This is a genomic window from Streptomyces sp. NPDC060028 (assembly GCF_042736725.1).
GTDB lineage: Bacteria > Actinomycetota > Actinomycetes > Streptomycetales > Streptomycetaceae > Streptomyces.
This window is the reverse complement of record NZ_JBHWVJ010000123.1, coordinates 1-18,328: the sequence shown is the minus strand read 5'-3', so window position 1 is coordinate 18,328 and position 18,328 is coordinate 1. Positions and strand designations below refer to the sequence as shown.

The following is an 18,328-nucleotide window of genomic DNA, read 5'->3' as shown; positions in this document are numbered from 1 at the left end:
GCGCGACTGCCCCCTGCCCAGGGCAACTCAAAGATCATTTACGGGACAACCCTTAAACGTCCAGGTGAAGTGCTCAATCGCACCGTGTGGTGATTGAGCGCTCTGCTTGCTGCTGGGCGTTTCGATTGGCCGGGGTTCACCGCGGTGGGCTCGGAGCCAGGCCCCCAGCACGCACGACATCCGGCCGGGCGGACACACAGTGGAAAGGCGGCCTCGGTCGGACCGCAGGTGCGCGGGAGGGAAATCCAGGTGCCGGCCCCTGGGCCGCGCAGGCAGGATCTCGGTATGTCGACCGATATCAGTGGAATAATCGAGTGCCGTCCGGGGGCCCGGTTGTGGGGTCCTGACGACGAGGACTCCGTGTGGGAAGCCGCCATCGATCTCTTCTTGCTCAACAGGGGCAACCGCTACGACGGCCTCGCCTGTCTCTTCGGAGTCCGCAACTCCTTCGGCTTCCGCCCCCTGGGTGAAGGCCGCGGCTTCCCGCCTGACGCGTCGGATGGCCTGCGTGGTGAGTTCGCCTCACATGGTGGCTCCGACGACGTTCACGGAACCACCTGGCTGACCTGGGCTGAGCTGGCCGCCACCGACTGGCAGGAGACCGACGCCTCTGGCACGCGGACCCGCGCCTCGGCCGCAGGGGCCGACACCGACTGGTGCCGGGTGTGGAGCGTCATGCGCGTGCTCAGCGAAGTCCACGGCACGGAGAACGTGCGTCTCGTTGTTTGGTTCTACTGACCTCACCCTGTGGCTGGGCACCTACTTGGCCCCGATGAGCGCTTGAGGCGGACCGCAGGGCGGGCAAGTCGACCCGTCGGCCCGCGTGAGTAACTGGCCGTCGGCTGTACTCCACCCCGACCGCTCCTACCGGTCCGCTCCCCGGGAGCCCACCGAGGTGCTTCGCTGCTGGTGCGGCTGCAGCCCCTGACAACTGACGGTAAATCCAGGGGTGGCACAGGCGCCGTGGTGCCTGTGTCACCCTGCCAGGGTCGTCCCAGCCCCCAAGGACGAGACCCCACGCCAGCGACGAAGAACGAGGAACGAGGATGGGTGAAGGAAACCAGAGCGATCCCGGCGCCGCGCCAGAGGGACGACGCCTCTGGCAGGTGAAGCTGGCCGTTGTGGCCACCCCGGGGGAACACGAGGAACTTCTGGACCGGCTGACCGACGTCCTGTGCCCTGACCCCAACCACGAGGGGCCCTGCGACATCCCTTGGGCCATGCACAGTGTCAGCGAGGACTCCCTCTCGAAGAAGGAGCGCAGGGCACTCGTCGACGAAATCGAAGACACCAATCCGTCCTGACGTCGAGATCCCACCCGATCGCAAGATCAGGCGGGATCTTCGTACTTCCGGGGAGTTGTCGACCGGGGCAAGGTCGGGAATCACGTCGGTTCGGCTCTCCCCAGCCTTTCAAGGGGTTCCTGGATGTCTACGAGTCCGGGCAGGCGGGCTCCCGCACCGCGGCTGCGGGGGGTTCCGTCCCGCAGGAAGCCGGACCTGACCGGCTTGCGCACCAGGTCCTGGCGGTCCGTGTCCGGGGGAGTCTTCGTGAAGGCAATGCGGCGAAACGCGCAGGGCGTTACAGTCTCGTATGTCGAACGCAGGAACGAACGGGGGCGGTTGGATGTTGGCGGAGGGTTTGGCGGCGCTGGCCGCGGCGGGAGGCGCTGCGGTCGTGCAGGCGGCGGGGACCAGCGCCTGGCAGGAGCTCCAGCAGGCGGTCGCCCAGTGGTTCGGGCGCGGCGACGGGGCACGGGAGCGCGTCGAACTGGAACGACTGGACCGCAGCGCGGCCGTACTCGAGGGAGCGCAGGACGGCGGGGAGGCCGAGCGGGCGAGGATCGGCCAGCAAGCCGCCTGGCAAGCCCGCTTCGAGCAGGCGTTGGAGAGCCTCGGCGAACCTGAGCGCGAGCGGGCAGCCAGGCTCCTGCGCGCCCTGCTCGACGCCCACGCACCTGCGGACGGGGTGTCGGCGCCCGGCGGCGGACAGGCTGTCGGCGGAAACGTGGACATCCGGGCCGATCACGGGTCTGCGGCGGCGCTGCGGATGCGCGACGTCACCGTCGGAACTCCGAAGCCGGGTCCGCAGCAGGGCTGAGCGGGCTCGGCGGTGGTCAAGCCCCGCACATCACGGCAGACACGGTCATCACGGCTGCCACAGGCGGGCTCGCGGTCGGACACGCCCACAGCATCACGTACTACGCTTCCGCACCGGTGCCGGAGGACGGCTCCCGCGGTGCGGGCACCGCCGTCCCCGATACACGGCTCGGCTCGTACTTGCGGGCCGTCCGGTGTGCCGCAGACCAGCAGCCGTATCCCGGGCTCGCCGTCGAACTCGACGCACCGCCACTGGCCGACGTCTACGTGCCGCGGCGGGCCGAATCCCGATCCGGGCGCGCCCAGGCTCCTGCCGAGCACGTCTTCACAGCCGAAAGTCGCCTCCGGGTGCTCCTGGCCGGCCCGGGTCACGGCAAGTCGACCCTGCTACGGCACCACCTGGCCTCGGCCTCCCGTCATCTGCTGCACCACAGAGCCGAAGCGACTACGACGACAGACCCGGACCCGGTCCTGGACTCGATCCCGGTCCTGGACCCGATCCCGGTCCCGGTCCTGATCCGCGCCACCGAGTTGGTCGCCTCCCCGCTCCTGGCCCCCGCCCTGGCCGCCGCGGTGACCGAAGCGCTCGGCCCCTTCGGGCTGCGTGAAGCGCTGGCCGAGGACTTCTTCCGCCGCCGCCCGCATCCCGGCGCGCCGTGGCTGGTGATGGTCGACGGACTCGATGAGGTCCCTGACCGCACCGCCCGGCTGTCGCTGCTGGATCGGCTGGCCCGGGAGGCCGCGCACAAGGACTCGCCGTACCGGTTCCTCATAGCGACCCGCCCGTTGCCCGGTGGCGAACTCGACCGGCTGGACCAGGCCGTCGACAGATTCACCTTGCAGCCCTTCACCGATGCCGACGTGCGCACCTACGCGGAGAAGCGTTTCAGCAGCCTGCCCGACGCCGATCGCCACGTCAGGGCGTTCGCGAACGGCATCCGCCGGACCCGCCTGGAAGGTCTGGCCTGCATCCCCCTGATGACCGCCATGCTGTGCCATCTGTACGCGGCCGACGTCGACTAACCCCTTCCCGAAGGCCGGGCCGGGGTCTTCCGGTCCTTCGTCGAGCTGCTCTACGAACAGAACGTCCACAAGCGCGTCGGCGCCCTCCACGACCAGGCCATCCACACTCTGACCAGCCGGTACCAAATCCCCGAAGACCGCCGCACAGTCGAAAAGGCCGCAGAGCTCGCCCGCGAGAACCTGCCCGGACTCATCGACCACCTGGCTCACGAGAGAATCGGCGGAAACCGCGCTCCGGCCACCGTGATCCTCGCCGCGCTCGACGAGGAGCTGGCCGCGGAGCTGGTCCTGCCCGCCGCTCTCGGCGGCGGCTGCCACCCGGACAACCGCTTGCGCGCGCTGAGGCTGCTGGCGAGCTCCACCGCGCATCGAGACGAGGCTGCCCGGCCGCTCGCCGTCTTCGCGCAGGACGTGACGGCCGACGCGAGCCAGCGCGTGGACGCCGCCATGGCGCTGGCCGCGCTCGAAGAACACCGTGCGGAAGCCGTCGGCCTCCTCACCGGGATCGCCCATGACACCGCCGTCCACTACTGGGACCGCATCACGGCGGCCTCTGCCCTGGCCGAACTCGGGGAGGAACGCTCGGCGGAACTCCTCGCCGCCTTCGCCGCGGACCCTGCGCTGCAGTCGGACGCCCGTACCTGGGCTGCCCGCGCCCTGGCCGAGCTGGACGGCCACCGCGCCTCAGGCCTGAGGCTCCTCGCCCCGTTCGCAGACGACACGACCGCCGACAGAGATGGCCGGAGCAACGCCGCGTCCTCCCTGACCTCCCTCGACTTCTCCCGGATCCGGCGATGACCCGACCGTACCGGGCAACGCTGCGCACGGACGTGCTCCCCACCCGTCCCGGTCCCGGCCGTCGTCCCGGCCGCGTCACCGGCCCGATGCCGTGGGCCGGGCCGCTGTGCGCTGCGCGCATCGGCCCTGTCCTGGGACTCCGCCGCGGAGACGTGGCTGTCCGTCATGGACATCGGCAACCCCCGGGAGCACCCCCGGCTGCCGCCGCCGGGCTACGGCCTCGTCTGCAAGGGGCTGGCCACCCCGGTTCCCGTCGACTGACCTCCACCGGGGGCCGTGGTCGTCTCCCGCACCTCCTGTGTACGGGTCGGGCAGCTTTTGTTCGGGCCGGGCCCGCCGCGGACGTCCTCGCGGACGCGGGAGGCGCGGGGCCGGGTGGCAGATGGCGGTTGCGGCGCCGTCAGCCGACTCAGTAGAAGATCGTGCACGCCGTGTCAGAATCGGGTGGAAGTGATGGAAGCTCCGAACACGCCTTGGCCTTCAGACCCTTGTCGTTCACCATCGGCGTGTACACGCTGTTCCCGTCCCACGGCGTGACCGTGATGCTCTGTACGGCCACCAGCTTTCCGTTGTCCTCGCTCCGCACGTAGGCCCTGTCGCCAGGCTTTCCGAACCAGAGCTGCGCCCAGGCCGCCCTGCACTCTGCGCTGTACCGCAGCCGGACGATGCGACCGTCCAGGACGGCGTCGTCGATCGTCACGGCGTCGTCGACGCAGTGGCTCGCTATGGGATCGAGGCCGTAACAAGTGGTGGCGTAGCATGTCGGCGCCGCCTTGGGCGCGGCCTGTACGGGGGCGGAGACAGCTGTGGCGGCCGCCGCCGTGACCAGCACCGCGGCGAGTGACACCGCCGGATGGCCTTTGCTCATCATGACGGTTCCTTCCTGGAAAAACTCCGTGCGCGGGCAGCCGGCTCCAGCAGTTCCAGGACACACCCGTCGACCAGCGGGTGCAACCGGTGCTCCATAAGGTGTTGTTGAACGCTCACGCGTTACCCGAGGTCGTCCTGGGGTCTGTGCTCCGTGGTCCTTCGGATCGGCGAGGAACCCCTCCTCCACCCGCTCGAAGGGTTCTGGTGACGACGCTCCGGATTCGTCAGACCGTGTCGATGATGAAGATGTCCAGCGCCTGGGTGCCGCACCCCACGTACGCAGGACACACCGGTCCGTGCGGCTTACAGTCGAGAGTGAGAGGCGTTCCGCCCGGACCGGAACTGTGGACCGTGGGGGGCAAGGTGCGGGACTTGCGGGACTTCGCGCGGCCGGCCAGCCACAGCCAACGGGGATGAGCGTCGCCGTCCGGCCTTGAGTTCAGGGATCTGATGGACATGCCTGACGTGAAGGTGGTGTGGACAGGACTTGAGTGCCGCATCAGGCAAGAGGGAGAAGACGAGATATTCGGCACCGTTCAGCTGATCACGGGGATGACTCCGCAACCGCCGGTGAAGTTCCCGGACAGTGGCAAGCTGCTGTTCGGGCCTCCAGGGGAGCGGATCTTCACCGCTCAGCGCCTGTTGTACTCCGGTCCGGCGCAAGACATCAGCGTGTCCGCCGCGCTGGTGGAATGGGACTCCGGTGACGTGGAGCAGCAGAAGGAGGTCGTCGCCCAAGCCGTCTCCGCTGCGGCGACCGCGGCCATCGCTGCCCTGACCGGCGGGGCGGGTGGCGTGGCCAAGCCCTTGATCGACCTCCTGGCCGGTGCCCTGGTCGACTTCGTGGCCGATGAGGTTCTCGGCATTGGAAACGACGTATACAACCCGTCGGCCATCTTTCTCTCGAAGGACAGGCTGCTGGACGCGAACGCCCGACGTCAGACCCTGCAGCGGCCCGATGATCCGCGCACATTGCAGTTTACCGATGCGGTCATCATCAGCGGCACGGATGATGCTGGAGATCCGGGAGTGTACGCGCTGTACCTGGACGTTCAGCCGTCGGCCACCCCGGGCGGAGGTGGCACGCCCGGCATGGACGACGGTGTCGGCACGCCCACACTGAGCAGGGGTTCGCAGGGAGCGGCGGTGGAGAAACTCCAGCGGCTGCTGAACGCGCATGTGCCGGATTTCCAACCCCTGGCGGTCGACGGGGACTTCGGTTCCGTCACGGACGAACGCGTCCGCGAGTATCAGCGCCGTGTCGAGATCGAGGTCGACGGCGTCGTAGGCCCCCAGACCTGGGGCATGCTGACGGGCGGTGAGCGAGCGCAAGAGGACGCCGCCGGAACACCAACCCTGAGCAATGGCTCACACGGCCCGGCGGTTCGCAAGCTCCAGCGCCTGGTGAACGCCCACGTGCCGGATCTCCGAGTCCTCGCGGTCGACGGGGTCTTCGGTCCCGTCACGGAGAGGCACGTCCGCGAGTTCCAGGGCCGCCTCCACATAGCGGTCGACGGCGTCGTCGGCCCCCAGACCTGGGGCGCGCTGACGCACTGAAGCGAGCAGCGCGGTGTGTCCGCGGTGGTGATTGGAGGAGTGCAGCCAATGCGGGAAGGCGTCGCACGTTCTTGCTCTGACTGGTAGGGCTTTGCGTCCGTTTCCGTACGGGGCGCACGGTGCCCGCGCTCAATGGCGAGGCCCTCCAGCTCGGCGCCGCTGCACCCGGCCTGCCCGGCCCGTTCGACGTCTGGACTGACGGTGTCCCGTCGCAAATGATCTGACCCCAGCCAAAACCTGTCGTCTGAGGCGACCAGGTCAGTTGAGACGCACGGATGCTGCGGATCTCGGTCGGTCTGCCTGGTCCCGAGCGAGTGGATACCGAATGGCGTCTCATCCGAACTGGCCCAGGTCCGGAGCTTCCTAGAGCTGTGCCAGCGAGATCCGAGCAGTCGCTAATCTGTTCGCGTGACGCCGAACGAAGACCGCCCCTTCCCTCCCGCACTTGCTGCCGCCATGGCGGTCCGACTCGGCTGCATCGGTCAAGACGGTATCGACTTCGAACCCTACGAAGCCTTCCTCACCGCCGATGAGACCGCCGACTGGTTCCGAGCATGGACCGGCAACAGCGAGCGGCGCGGCGGCGCTCTCCGCGTGTTCGGCCAGGACGGCACTGGCGGATCCGCCTGCCTTTGGCTGATCCGCTCAGGCCAGCCACTGGTCGAGCAGCCCGTCATCTTCCTCGGGTCCGAAGGAGAGACCGGCGTCGTCGCCCGCAACCTGTGGGCCTTCCTGTGGCTCCTGTCCGACGGCTTCGGCCCATGGGAAGCCGCCACCTCATACGATCCCGAGCCCGACTGGATCCCACACCCCAACCGTGAGCTGAAGGCCATCGCAGAGCGGTTCGCACCAGACCACCGCGCGTCGGCGGCCACCGTGATCGAGGAGGCTACACAAGAGTTCCCTGACTTCGACGACATCATCATGAAGCTCCGTCGCCGAACCTGATCGCTTGAACCCGTCCCGCGGTGCGGCTTCGACGGCGCCGAACAGGCCACGTCTCGTACCCGAGGGGCACCGGGCTGACCAGCACGGGGGGGGGAGGGGAAGGGCTGCTCCGATCCGTCATTCGTGAGGTGGGCTTCGCCGGGCAGAGTTCGTGAGCCGTTCGGCGAGAGCTTCGACGAGGCCGCGGAGCTCATCTGGGCGTTCGATGACGAAGGGCAGGTCCAGCGAGGCGAGGACAGCAGGCAGCCAGTCGAGCCGGTCCACCCGCAGTTCGACGCGGGACCAGCGCTCGGGCTCCGGATCTGCACTGCTCGGGCAAGAGAGTTCTTCCACGATCGCGACGCCGGCGGGAAGTCGGGTGTGGATCTGCTCGGCCGTCCCCTGGATCCGCACAGTTACCTCATGCCGGTACGGAGCTGTGGCGAGCCCGGTCAGTACGCGCTTCGCCGGGTCGAGTCTGGCGGGTGGTTCGAACGAGCCGGGCAGGGTCCTCACCCCGGTGATGCGATCCAGCCGAAACGTCCCGTCCTCGCCGGCCGTGAGATCCGCAGCCGTGACGTACCACCGGCCCGAGTGGGCAACGACCCCGTGCGGGTGCAGCGTGCGTTCGCTGCGCCGGCCGTCGGCGGCGGTGTACCGGTGCCGCGCTTCGGAAACAGGGCGAGACGCTCGGCGGGGAAACCCCGCACCGAGCGTCCGTCTAAGTTGCTTTCGGCCTCAACAACCGACCACGTGTTGCGACGGCTCCTCGAATTCGCCCAGGTGGCGCGGCCGTCACTCAGCGCAGTTGGAGCACGCTGCTGACGCCGGCGTGGTCGGAGGGCCACAGGCCTGAGGGGGTGCGGTCCGCCTGGGTGTGGCCCACCCGGTTGCTCGTCAGTGCGCTCACCTTGCCGCGAAAGAGCACGTAGTCGATGCGCTGGGTGAGGCTGGAGGTGGGATTGCGCAGGTCGGGGGCCTGGCAGCAGGTGAAGCCCGGGTTGCGGGGGCGGGTGGCGGTCCAGGCGTCGGTGAAGCCAGCGGCCAGCAGCTTGTTGTGGGTCTGGGTGTCGGTCGACCCCGGCTGGGCGCCGACTCCCCCGGCGGCCGAGTTGAGGTCACCGAGCAGCACGGTGGGCAGCTTGGTCTTCAGCGGGCCGGCGAGCAGTTCGTCGGCTTGCGCTTCCTGAACGGTGGGAGAGGCGGGTTCCAGATGGGTGGTGACCACCCGGGTAGTGCGGCCGCGCACGGTGGCGTCGGCAGCGACCCAGCCGCGTCGGACCTGGAGGGGGGCATTGGGCGGGCAGCCGAGCAGCGGGCGGCAGATGGGCACGTAGTTCTGGAACGTCGCCGCCTGCGCATTGGACACGGAGAAGGCATGCGCAGCCAGGTCGGTGCGGGCCAGAAGTACGTCGCGGTCGGTGAGGCGGATGTCCTGGAGGCCAGCGGGCGTGGACCGCGGGGCCTCGAAGTCGCTGCCGACGGTGACGGTGGCCACGGCCGCGTAGTGCTTGCCCCGGGCGGAAAGCCTGTCGAGAAGGATCTGCAGGAAGTCGTACTCGACGTGCGTGGCACTGCCCGGGCCGGCGGGGGTCTGGCTGCGCCACAGCACGGCTTCCTGCAGGCCCACGAGATGGGGGTCGCTGTCGGCGATCTCATCGGCCAGCGTCTCGGCGCGCTCGGGAAAGTTCGTCGCCTGGACGTTCGCGTACGCCGCCGTCACCGCGGCGACGAGCGCCTGGGGGCTGGTGGCGGCGAGCACGGGTGCGAGGTCGGCACCCAGGTAGAGGTTGCGGGTCATGACCCGCAAAGAGGCCGGGGGCTGGGCGGCGGCCGCGGCCGGGGCGAGTGACCCGGGTGCGAGCAGCAGCAGGAGCGCGCCCAGGACGGATGTGAACCAACCGCGAATCATGCAGGCAGACCTTTCGGCGAAAGGAGGAGGAGAATCCGCACCCTCGGCGAATCTAAGGCGACCTGCGCAATGCGGCGATCCGGGTGTAGGCCGGGCGGCCGACGCGAGAACCACCTCGTGAGTACGCCGACGCACTCCCGACCCAGCATCGGCCTCGGCCTCCGCCGCCTGCGCCCTTGTCGCGCTGACTAGTAGGTGACAGGAGCCGGCGACTGCTTCAGGCCGAGTGGGCGGTCGGCGAATGCGTTCTCCGAGTCGACCTCGTAGCAGACGTTGATGCTCGAGTCCCCGAGAGTCGTGTCGACGAAGCGCTGGAGGTCCCCGAGGGACTTCGTCTCCCACAGGCATGTCACGACGGATCCGTCGACGTGCGGGTAGAACTGCAGCACACGGGTGCCGTCGGGCGCCCCGGTGCCGGCCATCAGGACCTGGCCGCGAGGAAATGCGGTCTCCGGGTTCAAGATCTTGTGCTGGGCCACGGCGTACATGTCGTCCTCCTCGCTCGATGCGGTGTCGTTCGGACGATTCGACGCTAGGCATGCGGAGGTGAGCGCTGCATCGCTCAGATTCACCAAACCGGGGCGGCCCGCGATGGTCATTGCTGACCAGGCGACCGGACGAGGCCGTGCTCCAGCGCGAAGGTGCTCGCCGCCGTCCGTGAGGAGACACCCAATTTGCCGAAGATGTTCTGCAGGTGCCGGGCGACGGTGTGCTCGCTGATCACCAGGGCGGCGGCGATCTGCCGGTTGCTCGCGCCGCCGACGACCTGGCGGAGCACCGCCAACTCGCGTTCCGAGAGACCGTGGGTGTCCATGCCCGGCCCGCTGCCGGCGAGGAAAACGACCTGAGCGAGGTCCGGCCCGGCCTCAAGCTCCTCGAACACCGCGCGAGCCGTATGGAGCTCCAGGTCGGCGGTGTCGTCGTCACCGAGTGAGCGGCAGGCGAGGGCCACAAGAACGCGCGCCCGGGCGGCTTCGTACGGCGCTTCGAGGTCCTGCCACGCGTGCTCCGCGCGCCGCGCCGCGGCGAGACCGGCGGCGCTGTCACCCGCGGCCAACGCCACGGAGGCAAGACCGTACGCAGCCGTCGCGCGCAGCGCGTCGCTGTCCTGGTGCTCCGCGATCGCCGAAAGCTGATCGGCGGCCGCGGCCGCGTCGCCGGCGTCGCCCCCGGCCAGCATGATCTCGACGTACGCCGCAAGGAGGGCCGCTCGCTCCAGCTCGCGGGTGTGCTCGGCGACGGCACGCCGGATCGTCGCCGCCGCGGCCTCGGCGTTGCCCTGGGCCAGGCGCAGCAGCGCGAAGCCGGGCTGGGGCTCGAACCCACAGCGGTTGGCCTCGCGGTAGGCGTCCTCGGCCTCGGCCGCCCGGCCCTGCAACCGGTGGATCTCGCCCTGCCGGTAGAACGCCTGGCCGCAGGCGATCTGGTTCAACACACCCTGGGTGAAGCGTTCGGAGGCTTGGCGGGCCTCCTCCAGTGCGGCGGGCCAGGCGCCGCCGTACTGCAGCACTTCGGCCCGATGCACCAGGCACAGACCGTTGTGCGCGACCATCTGCGGCTGACGGTCGCACCACCGGGTCAGAGCGTCCGTCCACTCCCGCTCGTGGCGCAGGGCGTACAGGTCGCGGCAGAAGGCGATGGTGTTGCAGTAGACGATGCCGCTGACGATCGGCGAAAGCGCACCGGACTCGACGATCACCAGCGTCTCGTCCACCAGGCGCAGGCCCTCGTGCACGCGACCCAGGTTCACCAAGGCCCGGCCCTGCTCGTCGCGGGCCAGCCACACCAGGTCCGCGTCGCCGAACCGCTCGCCGACCTCCGCAGCCTCGGCTGCCGTCGCGTGGCCGGACTGCCAGTCGCCACCGCCCATCTGGCTCAGCCACAAGGGGATGAGCAGATACCCGCGTTCGACGCAATCCCGCCCGTCGGCCCCCAGGAGGCGCTCACCCAGGGAGAACCAGCCGCTCGCCCGGACCTGGTGGCCCCGAAACAGCATGCTGTGGCCGATCCAGAACGCACAGCGGACGGCGCGGGGCACATCGCCGGCGTCCAGCCACATCGCATGAGCGCGCTCCAGCCCGGCCGCGTACGCCTCGTCGCGCCCGAGCATGTAGGCGGATCTGGCCAGCAGCTCCAAGTCCTCGGGCCCCACCGGTGTGGCTCCGTCGGCGGCACTCAGGCTCTCGAAGGCCTCGAGCCAGGCCTCGGCGGCGTAGCACGCACGGCCTCGGGCAAGGTAGGCGTCGTCGGTGTCCACGAGGCGATTATCGACTCGCCGCGCAGGACAGTGACCAAGGCGCTCCAGCGGCTGCTTGATCATGCGACCGACATGGGTGAGCCGACGGGTGCGGCGCCACGGGGCTCTGGGTGGACCACCGCGTCGCCGTGCGGGGCGGTGGTCCATGCCTACTCCCCCACCCCAGCCGCAGCACCCGGACCCGGACCCGGGGCCCCGCGGTGTCCTACCTGCGCTGACGCAATGTCAATGCCCGGCATGCTGGTGCGGCTCGGGGTGGTGGCGGTGACGGGGCTGCCGAATCTGCGGCTGCCCCGGGTGGTGGGCTGAGACTCGGGTGGTCGGCTGAGAGCCGAGCGGGACCGGCCGCGCCCGGTACGGCAGCAGGGCCCCGATACGGCAGCAGGGCCCGGACCGCGCGTCGCGGTCCGGGCCCTGCCCCGTGCAGTGCCGCCCTGCGGCGGCGGTGCGTCAGCTCTGTGCGGTGTCGTCGCCCGCCTGCCCGGCGCCCTCAGCTGCGCCTGCCTTCTCGCGCATCTTGCGCACCAGCTCCGCCTTCTGGTCGGCTGCACCCTGGCGGTCGAGGTTGCGGTGCGGACCGTTGTTCTGCCGTTCGGCGCGGGACAGCTTCTTGCGCTGGCCGCCGCCCATGCCCACGGGGTTGTTGATGTTCTTGCTTACGGTCACGGGTTCTCCCGGTCATGATGTGAAGTGATCTACGGATTCATCGGTGGGGGACGGGCGGCGACGTCGAAGGACGTCAGCAGGGGCCCATCACGCTCTCACTCGTAAATCGGCGTCTGGAAGAACATGACAAAGACGTTACCCGGTCCCGTCGGCTCCGCGCACCACCCTTTTCGCCGCCCCGGCGCCGGCCGGGCCCTCGGCGAGCGCCCGGGGTCAGCCGTTTCCTTCCGGGAATCTCAGCACAGCCAGCACCCGCCGGTGGTCGCCGCCCGCCCGGGGCAGGTCCAGAAGGGCCTTACCGGGCCGCCGCGGGCGTTGTCAGTGGTCGCGAGCACACTGACGGCATGAGAGATCACCTCACTTGCGCCCCGCCGTTACGGGACACCCTTCAGTCGCCAGTTCGCGATTTCCGCAGTGCCCGATCTCGCGAAAGCGCTCGGGAACCGCTCACTTCACACGTAACGTTGCAGCTCAGCAAGTCTGCTCCCCGCACCCGCAGGGATGACCCCGCGATCGTGGCCGCGGTCAGGAGCCAGGCGCACTGCTCCCCGCACCCGCGGGGATGAACCCGGTGAGATCGGCATGCCCCTCACCCTCTTCCACTGCTCCATGCCCATGGCGGATGAGCCCGCAGAGACGAATGAACAGCCCAAAGATCCTCGCCGTGGCGCACACCGGTCTCTGCCCCCGCCTACTGACAGGGCGGCAAACAGCTCCCTGCGGGTGGACGCGGGGGCCCGGGCGGCTACCCGCGGGCGTGGAAGAACCGGCGGCCTGCCACCTGTACGAAGTCGGACGTGTCCTCGCGACTGGCGAGTACTCCACCCGACCCGCCCACCACAAGGTCGCCACCAAACCCCGACGAACTGGTTAAACGGCATGCCGAAGGCGTGTGCGCCGTGTGGGCGCTCTCGGGATCAGGCGGTGCCCAGCGGGCGCTGGGAGTCGCGGCGGCCGACGAGGAACCAGAGCAGGCTTCCGAGGAAGGGAGCCACGAAGGCGAAAACGATCCAGCCCAGCTTCATCCCTCCGGTGAGGCCAGACCTGGCGATGCTGACCAGAGCCGCGACGAAGAACGCCACGTAGGCGATGCCAGCGGCCGCGACCACACCCACGAGGGCGATGCTGATCGCGCTCTCGCTCGTGGCGGCAAGTGTCATCTCGTGTGCAAGCTGCGGGTTCATCGCACTTTCCTCGTGGTGGGGATTCTCGGAGTTCGCCGGTCGGGCAACCTCCACTGAAGCCATTCTGTCTGCCCCAGGATGCTTGCTATGTCATACTTTGCTCCCGATTCGATCATCCGGAAGTCGGACAGCCGTCCGAGACGAGTCATGACGCGGGGGTGGGGTCGGCCGCGGAGAGCCCGACGCGTAGGGGCAGTCCGTCCGCGTCGGACAGGACGTACATCTTGGAACCGGGCTTACCCCGGTCCACGGGACTCGGACCTGCAAGTTCGCCCCCTCTTCAGCGCGGACGCGAGCCGAGTCGAGGACCGCACGGGACAAGTCCACCAGACCTTTTTCGTCCAGGAGCTGCAGAACCTTCTGGTGCAGCCGGCCCCACACCCCGGCTGGTGAGCAGATCAGGAACCGGCGGTGGGCTGTCGGCTTCGACATCCAGAGCAGGGCGGTAGAGCCCGCCAGGCGCAGCCGCTGACCAGCACATAGATGATCGCGGCGAAAACCGCCTCTCATCGATGTTCGCGACCCCGCCGCCCTGCGGGCGCACCCGCGCAGGGCGGCAGCAATGGCCTCGCCAACTCCCACAGCCCGTCCGGAACGATCCATCCCCAGCGCCCACTCCCCCACGTGGTGAGGCGCCGTTGGGCTCGGTATGGGGGCGGGGTACGCGGAGTTGGATTGTCCCGAACGGCTTGAGGGAGATCGCGGAGCCGCTGGTCCCTCCGTCGAGAGTGCGGCCGCAGGGTGGTGGAACACAGGACACGCCTGATGAGACGGTGTTCGCCGCGACGTCTATGTGCTGGTCAGCGGGTGCGCCTGGCGGGGTCTGCCACCCTGCTCTGGGATGTCGAAGCCGACAGCGCACCGCCGGTTCCTGATCTGGTCACCGGCCGGGGTCTGGGGCCGGCTACACGAGGAGACCCGGCACCGGCTCGACGACGCGGGCCTCCTCGATCTCTCCCGAGCGGTCCTCGACTCCGCCCATGTTCGCGCTAGCGCTCACTGAGGCTGTTCCACCGTGCCGACTTTTCACCGTTGAACTGCAGAGCGTCGGCACCTGCGGCGATGACTTCGGCGAGCCGGTTGGCGAAGGCCGCGTTGCATCCTCCGAGCCGGACGAAACCGTGGCTGGCCACCGGCCCGTCGTTGCACAGGGAGGGAAGGGTCAGGCCGGCGAGCGCGAGCGCCGCCTGGAGATTGATGACGGCGTCTTCGCCGTCCTGGTAGGCGGCGTCCTGGCGCTGCTTGTAGTGGATCCGCTCGGCGTGGGTCAATTCGTACGCCATGCTTCTTGCCTTTCGTATGAGGCGTGGGAGGTGAGGCGCCGGAGCGCGTCATGGATTCGTTCGGTTCGGTGCATCGAGGTGTGGCCCCAGCCCGGCGCGCCGCCCCTGGGCACACGGATCCCATGGGCGCCGCGGGGCTGATCACTTGGCCGTCGCGTTCGCCGCAGATACCGAGGGGGCACGGCCATGCCGAAACGACGCGTCGCTCGGATGTGCCGCGGCAACCGGATGCCCGGGGTGCGAGGTACGGCTGGAGCTACAGCCCGGTGAACGGCCCCGGGCCTGGGCATACACCGTCGAGGCTGAGTCTGCGCACGGCCGTGACTATCGGTTTCGATCTTCGTTTCTAAGGTGCAGGCGAGCGCCCTTTTGATGCGTGGGAAGGATCGGGTTGTCCAGGCAGTTAGCGGATGTCACCGTCTCCGCTCTTCGCAGTCGCCGCGCACGGGACGCTCGACCTTCCAACGTCGTGGTCCGCCGGCGCCGTTCCCGCCGGCATTGCGCGGGATCCCACTGCCGGCTCCCCGTATTCAGCATCAACACCTCATCCGCACGCGTACGACCGTCATGTGCCGTACCCGAATCTGCGACCGTTGGACGGAGGGCGGACAGCCCTTCTGTCTGCCACGGAGTAGCCGGGACGGACACCGTCCGGGCTGCGCTGGGCCGTGGCCGTCTGCCCAGTCCCCAGTGGGGAGGGGGGCGGGTTCCGGTGTCGTGGAGCGGTTTGGCGGGGTGGCCGCGTGAGCGTGATCTGGCGGACCAGCTGCTGGAAGCAGGCCAGCGCCGCGACGGCGGGAAGCGCGGACGACGTCTCGGCGACGAGCGTTCTGGGTGCCTGGGCTACGCACAGAAGCGTCGCCAGGGTGGAGAACAGCAGAACCATCGACCAGGAATGAAGCGCGCGGCGCTGGTGCAGCGCGGACCTGAGGATGGACAGGGAGGCGACCATCCAAGGTCCGTAGATCAGCAGGGGCCACCAGCTCACCACCTCGCCGGCCGTGTGGAGTCCGGCGCTGTGGCGCAGGGCGTCGCAGATGACCAGCCCACTGAGGATGCTCACCACAGCGGCGATGACGGCGACCAGCACGGCGGTGAACAGGCTGCCCGTATGTAGGAGAGTTGCCACCGGAGTCTTCGACGCGTTCCGGCGGTGCCCGCCGGGGGCTTGTCTGGGCGGCCGCTCGGCAGGGGTCTGCTTCAGCCCTGCGACGAGGCCGAGGCCGATGGCGCTGACGGTGTCACCGCTGTCGTCGTAGCCGACGTTGATGTAGGGCTCCGGCGGGCCGGGTGCTGGGCTCTCCTGGAGCAGGTTCGCGAGCTCTTCTACCGGATCCCACGGCCGATGCACCTCACCGGACCCGCCGAGCGGCTCCCCGGGGTCTGGCTGGCGCCAGAACTCGGTGGGGTCCGCCTGGGGGTGGGGGCCGTGGAGGTCCGGGTATCCGTACGTCTCATACACGGGAACTGCCGCCCGAGCGCTCGACGATGTTCATGGACGGTGCGGTGCTCCCCGACCTCCGGTCGAACTCGACCTGGATCATCCTCATCGCATGGAGGAAGTCCTCCAAGACCGAGGACGAGTAACTCAGATCGATTTCCAGGCTCTCGTCTTCCAGCGTTGCGTTCCTGACCTCGCCACAGCCGGTTGATCCTGGAGTGAAAGTCCACTTTCCGAACCGGGTAGCCCCGGCGCGAAAACTGCCTCCCCGTCCGTCTTCTTCTGGAGGCCTGCGGAAGAAGAAGGGGGGCTTTGCTGTTGTCATATTCCATAAACGCTAACGATGTTGGTCAGGGTATGCGCCATCCGGGTGATGGTGGCGGATGAATAAGCGTTGACACTGGCTCTTGTCGGTTCTTCAAACACAACAAGAGTGCAGCAGCCACTCCTGCCCCACCGTTAATCCGCAGCTCAGGGAGACGATGAGCGTCGGGCCGATGCAGGCCCACGACCGCTCTGCTGCGCGCCGCGCGCCCGTCTGATGCCCCATTGCATGGCCGGATGCGCCTGCACATGCGGGCGACTATCCATATCTTCATTCCTCCATGCCGCTTCCCTCGCATCAGACGGCCACAACCCCACAGGGCAGGCCGATCCTCGGTTCGTGGCCCCTGTTCCCGTCGACTGATCATCAGTAAAAAGACTGAGATGCCAAGACTGGCGGATTGCTGCGCATGGCTGCAATCAGAGGGGAGGGCGCAACTCTGCATATGCCTCTGCGTTATGCCGGACGATCGACGGGGGCCCCGATCGTGTGCGCCCCCTTGGGAATCGGCCTTCGAAAGGACCAGCTGTGGGACATGTCCTCCTGTGGATCGTGCTGATCTCCGCCGCACTGGGCTCAGGTTGCACCGCGTTGACCTCCTCAGGGACTGGCCGTCTGTGGCGCGTGGACGCCCTTGAACTGAGGCGCCAACAACGCTTCAAGCACGTCCTGTCCTGCCATGGAGACGCCGTGCGGCTGTCTCGCCGGCAGCCTGCGGCACCGGTAGAGGAGCCCGCCGGCGTCCCCGCCTGCCCGGTTGGGGAGCCGCTCCGGGTCGTCCATCAGCCGTATTGGCCACCCTTCACCCGAGACATCTACGACCCTTGCCCCTTCACGTCCCCGGCCGACTCCACCCCCTGAATGACCGCAGCTCGCACGCCTCGTCCCTGGGCTGCTCGGCAAGACGCGTGATGTCGGCGCCCGAGTGACGCAGGCCCTGGCTCGCGATGCGGTCCCCGCCACCGCCCTATAGCGATGCGCCCAAGATCTCGGCCGCAATAGCACGTAATTTCTTACACAAGCACGTCGCACACCCGATCCCAAGGGCGGTCGACATCGCTGAATCCCTTGAAAACCCCGGCAATACATACATAGCCGGTCGCGCAAAAACCCCGGCAATCTGTACATTGCCGGATCTCGCACCATGGCGGACTGCCCTGAATGGGCAGCAGTCCGTGTTAATTCCTGTTCGACGCACCTCTGTACTAAGCGTCGGCGGAAATGGTCACAAGTATCCAAAGTAAAAAGTATCATTCACCTATTCTTGTTTGTGTGACCAAGGAGCAACTCATTCGTGAAGGGACGCGAGCACGGCCCCTGTGGTGGCCTATCCGATCGCGGCTCATGGTCGGCTGCCCGGCGCCGTGTCTGGCCGGCGGCAGTACGGGCGGCGAGCAGGGTGCGGGCGGCGCTGATGCGGGTGACAGGCCGCCTCGCTGAAGCAGGCATGGCCGGCGCAATCACTCCGCCCCGGAAGGAAGAGGGATCGATACCGGTGCTCCAGGACGAATACAGGGCAGGCTTCCCCCTGCCCTTGCCTCATCAAGCGAGCACCGCGAGCGGCCCCCACGGATGTCCGTGGTGCCTGTCCCTCGGAAACCCCGACCCTCCCGGCCGGCCCGACCCCGAGCCATGGCGCCAGTGACGTTCCGTCAGGACGGCTGGTTTCCGCCTGCGATCCGTCGGCGTGCAGGGCCATGGTCGGGTCGAGGCCGATACGGTCCTGGATCCGCCCGGCGGCGTCGACCAGGTACGGGTCCACGTCCACGCTGGTGACGGACTTCTCGCCGAGGCGCCGGCACAGCAGCGCCGTTCCGTAGGCGGGGCCGGCCAGGACGTTGCCGTCGGTGATCATCGCGTGCCGGCACATCTGCACGGACAAGCTGGGCAGACGACGGCCGCAGTCCCCTGTCGCGCACGGCAGCCGTCATGCCTAAGGGTTGTCCCGTAAATGATCTTTGAGTTGCCCTGGGCAGGGGGCAGTCG

At 68.6% G+C, this 18,328-nt stretch carries 16 protein-coding genes and 3 pseudogenes; 8 read left to right on the top strand and 11 right to left on the bottom strand.

Annotation, left to right across the window (positions count from 1 at the left end; all coding sequences use genetic code 11):
• Positions 1 to 285: 285 nt before the first annotated feature.
• The 5 genes from ACFWBF_RS34900 (at position 286) to ACFWBF_RS34880 (ending at position 3,920) form a co-directional block, all read left to right on the top strand.
• Positions 286 to 738, top strand: a complete 453-nt coding sequence (locus ACFWBF_RS34900; RefSeq protein ID WP_385608861.1) for a hypothetical protein — start codon at positions 286 to 288, stop codon at positions 736 to 738.
• A 308-nt stretch (positions 739 to 1,046) separates the two neighbouring features.
• Positions 1,047 to 1,304 carry a hypothetical protein gene (locus ACFWBF_RS34895; RefSeq protein ID WP_385608859.1) on the top strand — a complete coding sequence of 86 codons (258 nt, stop codon included), beginning with the start codon at positions 1,047 to 1,049 and terminating at the stop codon, positions 1,302 to 1,304.
• A 322-nt stretch (positions 1,305 to 1,626) separates the two neighbouring features.
• On the top strand, positions 1,627 to 2,100 hold the full coding sequence (locus ACFWBF_RS34890) for a hypothetical protein (protein WP_385608857.1): 474 nt from the start codon (positions 1,627 to 1,629) through the stop codon (positions 2,098 to 2,100).
• Positions 2,101 to 2,216: 116 nt separating this feature from the next.
• Positions 2,217 to 3,122 carry an NACHT domain-containing protein gene (locus ACFWBF_RS34885; protein ID WP_385608855.1) on the top strand — a complete coding sequence of 302 codons (906 nt, stop codon included), beginning with the start codon at positions 2,217 to 2,219 and terminating at the stop codon, positions 3,120 to 3,122.
• A gap of 243 nt (positions 3,123 to 3,365) precedes the next feature.
• Positions 3,366 to 3,920, top strand: a complete 555-nt coding sequence (locus ACFWBF_RS34880) for a hypothetical protein (protein ID WP_385608853.1) — start codon at positions 3,366 to 3,368, stop codon at positions 3,918 to 3,920.
• Positions 3,921 to 4,329: 409 nt separating this feature from the next.
• On the opposite strand, the gene ACFWBF_RS34875 is transcribed toward ACFWBF_RS34880, so the two are convergent.
• Positions 4,330 to 4,791, bottom strand: coding sequence for a YjfA family protein (locus ACFWBF_RS34875; protein WP_385608851.1), 462 nt, complete (start codon positions 4,789 to 4,791; stop codon positions 4,330 to 4,332).
• A 455-nt stretch (positions 4,792 to 5,246) separates the two neighbouring features.
• Between ACFWBF_RS34875 and ACFWBF_RS34870 the strand changes: the two genes are divergently transcribed.
• Both ACFWBF_RS34870 and ACFWBF_RS34865 read left to right on the top strand, forming a co-directional pair.
• Complete coding sequence (locus tag ACFWBF_RS34870) at positions 5,247 to 6,347, top strand: peptidoglycan-binding protein (protein WP_385608849.1); 1,101 nt, start codon at positions 5,247 to 5,249, stop codon at positions 6,345 to 6,347.
• 408 nt (positions 6,348 to 6,755) lie between these two features.
• Complete coding sequence (locus tag ACFWBF_RS34865) at positions 6,756 to 7,295, top strand: SMI1/KNR4 family protein (RefSeq protein WP_385608847.1); 540 nt, start codon at positions 6,756 to 6,758, stop codon at positions 7,293 to 7,295.
• 117 nt (positions 7,296 to 7,412) lie between these two features.
• Here the strand turns inward: ACFWBF_RS34865 and ACFWBF_RS34860 are convergent.
• The 7 genes and pseudogenes from ACFWBF_RS34860 to ACFWBF_RS34830 all read right to left on the bottom strand — a co-directional run.
• A pseudogene (locus ACFWBF_RS34860) lies at positions 7,413 to 7,967 on the bottom strand (WYL domain-containing protein); the annotation flags it as partial.
• A gap of 106 nt (positions 7,968 to 8,073) precedes the next feature.
• Positions 8,074 to 9,186 carry an endonuclease/exonuclease/phosphatase family protein gene (locus tag ACFWBF_RS34855; RefSeq protein ID WP_385608845.1) on the bottom strand — a complete coding sequence of 371 codons (1,113 nt, stop codon included), beginning with the start codon at positions 9,184 to 9,186 and terminating at the stop codon, positions 8,074 to 8,076.
• Positions 9,187 to 9,374: 188 nt separating this feature from the next.
• Entirely contained in the window at positions 9,375 to 9,674 is a 300-nt protein-coding gene (locus tag ACFWBF_RS34850) for a hypothetical protein (RefSeq protein WP_385608843.1), read from the bottom strand.
• 107 nt (positions 9,675 to 9,781) lie between these two features.
• Entirely contained in the window at positions 9,782 to 11,506 is a 1,725-nt protein-coding gene (locus ACFWBF_RS34845) for a LuxR C-terminal-related transcriptional regulator (RefSeq protein ID WP_385608841.1), read from the bottom strand.
• A 387-nt stretch (positions 11,507 to 11,893) separates the two neighbouring features.
• Entirely contained in the window at positions 11,894 to 12,109 is a 216-nt protein-coding gene (locus ACFWBF_RS34840) for a DUF6243 family protein (protein WP_243627090.1), read from the bottom strand.
• Positions 12,110 to 13,026: 917 nt separating this feature from the next.
• A complete protein-coding gene (locus tag ACFWBF_RS34835; protein WP_385608839.1) occupies positions 13,027 to 13,293 on the bottom strand; it encodes a PLD nuclease N-terminal domain-containing protein in 267 nt (88 codons plus the stop codon).
• Between the two features lie 163 nt (positions 13,294 to 13,456).
• A pseudogene (locus ACFWBF_RS34830) lies at positions 13,457 to 13,892 on the bottom strand (transposase); the annotation flags it as partial.
• A gap of 39 nt (positions 13,893 to 13,931) precedes the next feature.
• Here ACFWBF_RS34830 and ACFWBF_RS34825 point away from each other — a divergent pair.
• Positions 13,932 to 14,284, top strand: a pseudogene (locus ACFWBF_RS34825) (transposase); the annotation flags it as partial.
• Here ACFWBF_RS34825 and ACFWBF_RS34820 read toward each other — a convergent pair.
• From ACFWBF_RS34820 to ACFWBF_RS34810, 3 genes are all read right to left on the bottom strand, one after another.
• Positions 14,283 to 14,576 carry a hypothetical protein gene (locus ACFWBF_RS34820; protein ID WP_385608837.1) on the bottom strand — a complete coding sequence of 98 codons (294 nt, stop codon included), beginning with the start codon at positions 14,574 to 14,576 and terminating at the stop codon, positions 14,283 to 14,285. The pseudogene ACFWBF_RS34825 and the gene ACFWBF_RS34820 overlap by 2 nt on opposite strands.
• Positions 14,577 to 15,141: 565 nt before the next feature.
• On the bottom strand, positions 15,142 to 16,038 hold the full coding sequence (locus tag ACFWBF_RS34815; protein WP_385608835.1) for a hypothetical protein: 897 nt from the start codon (positions 16,036 to 16,038) through the stop codon (positions 15,142 to 15,144).
• Positions 16,031 to 16,342: a hypothetical protein gene (locus ACFWBF_RS34810; protein WP_385608833.1), complete on the bottom strand. Its 312-nt coding sequence runs from the start codon at positions 16,340 to 16,342 to the stop codon at positions 16,031 to 16,033. Before ACFWBF_RS34810 ends, ACFWBF_RS34815 begins: the two co-directional genes overlap by 8 nt.
• Positions 16,343 to 18,328: the final 1,986 nt, after the last annotated feature.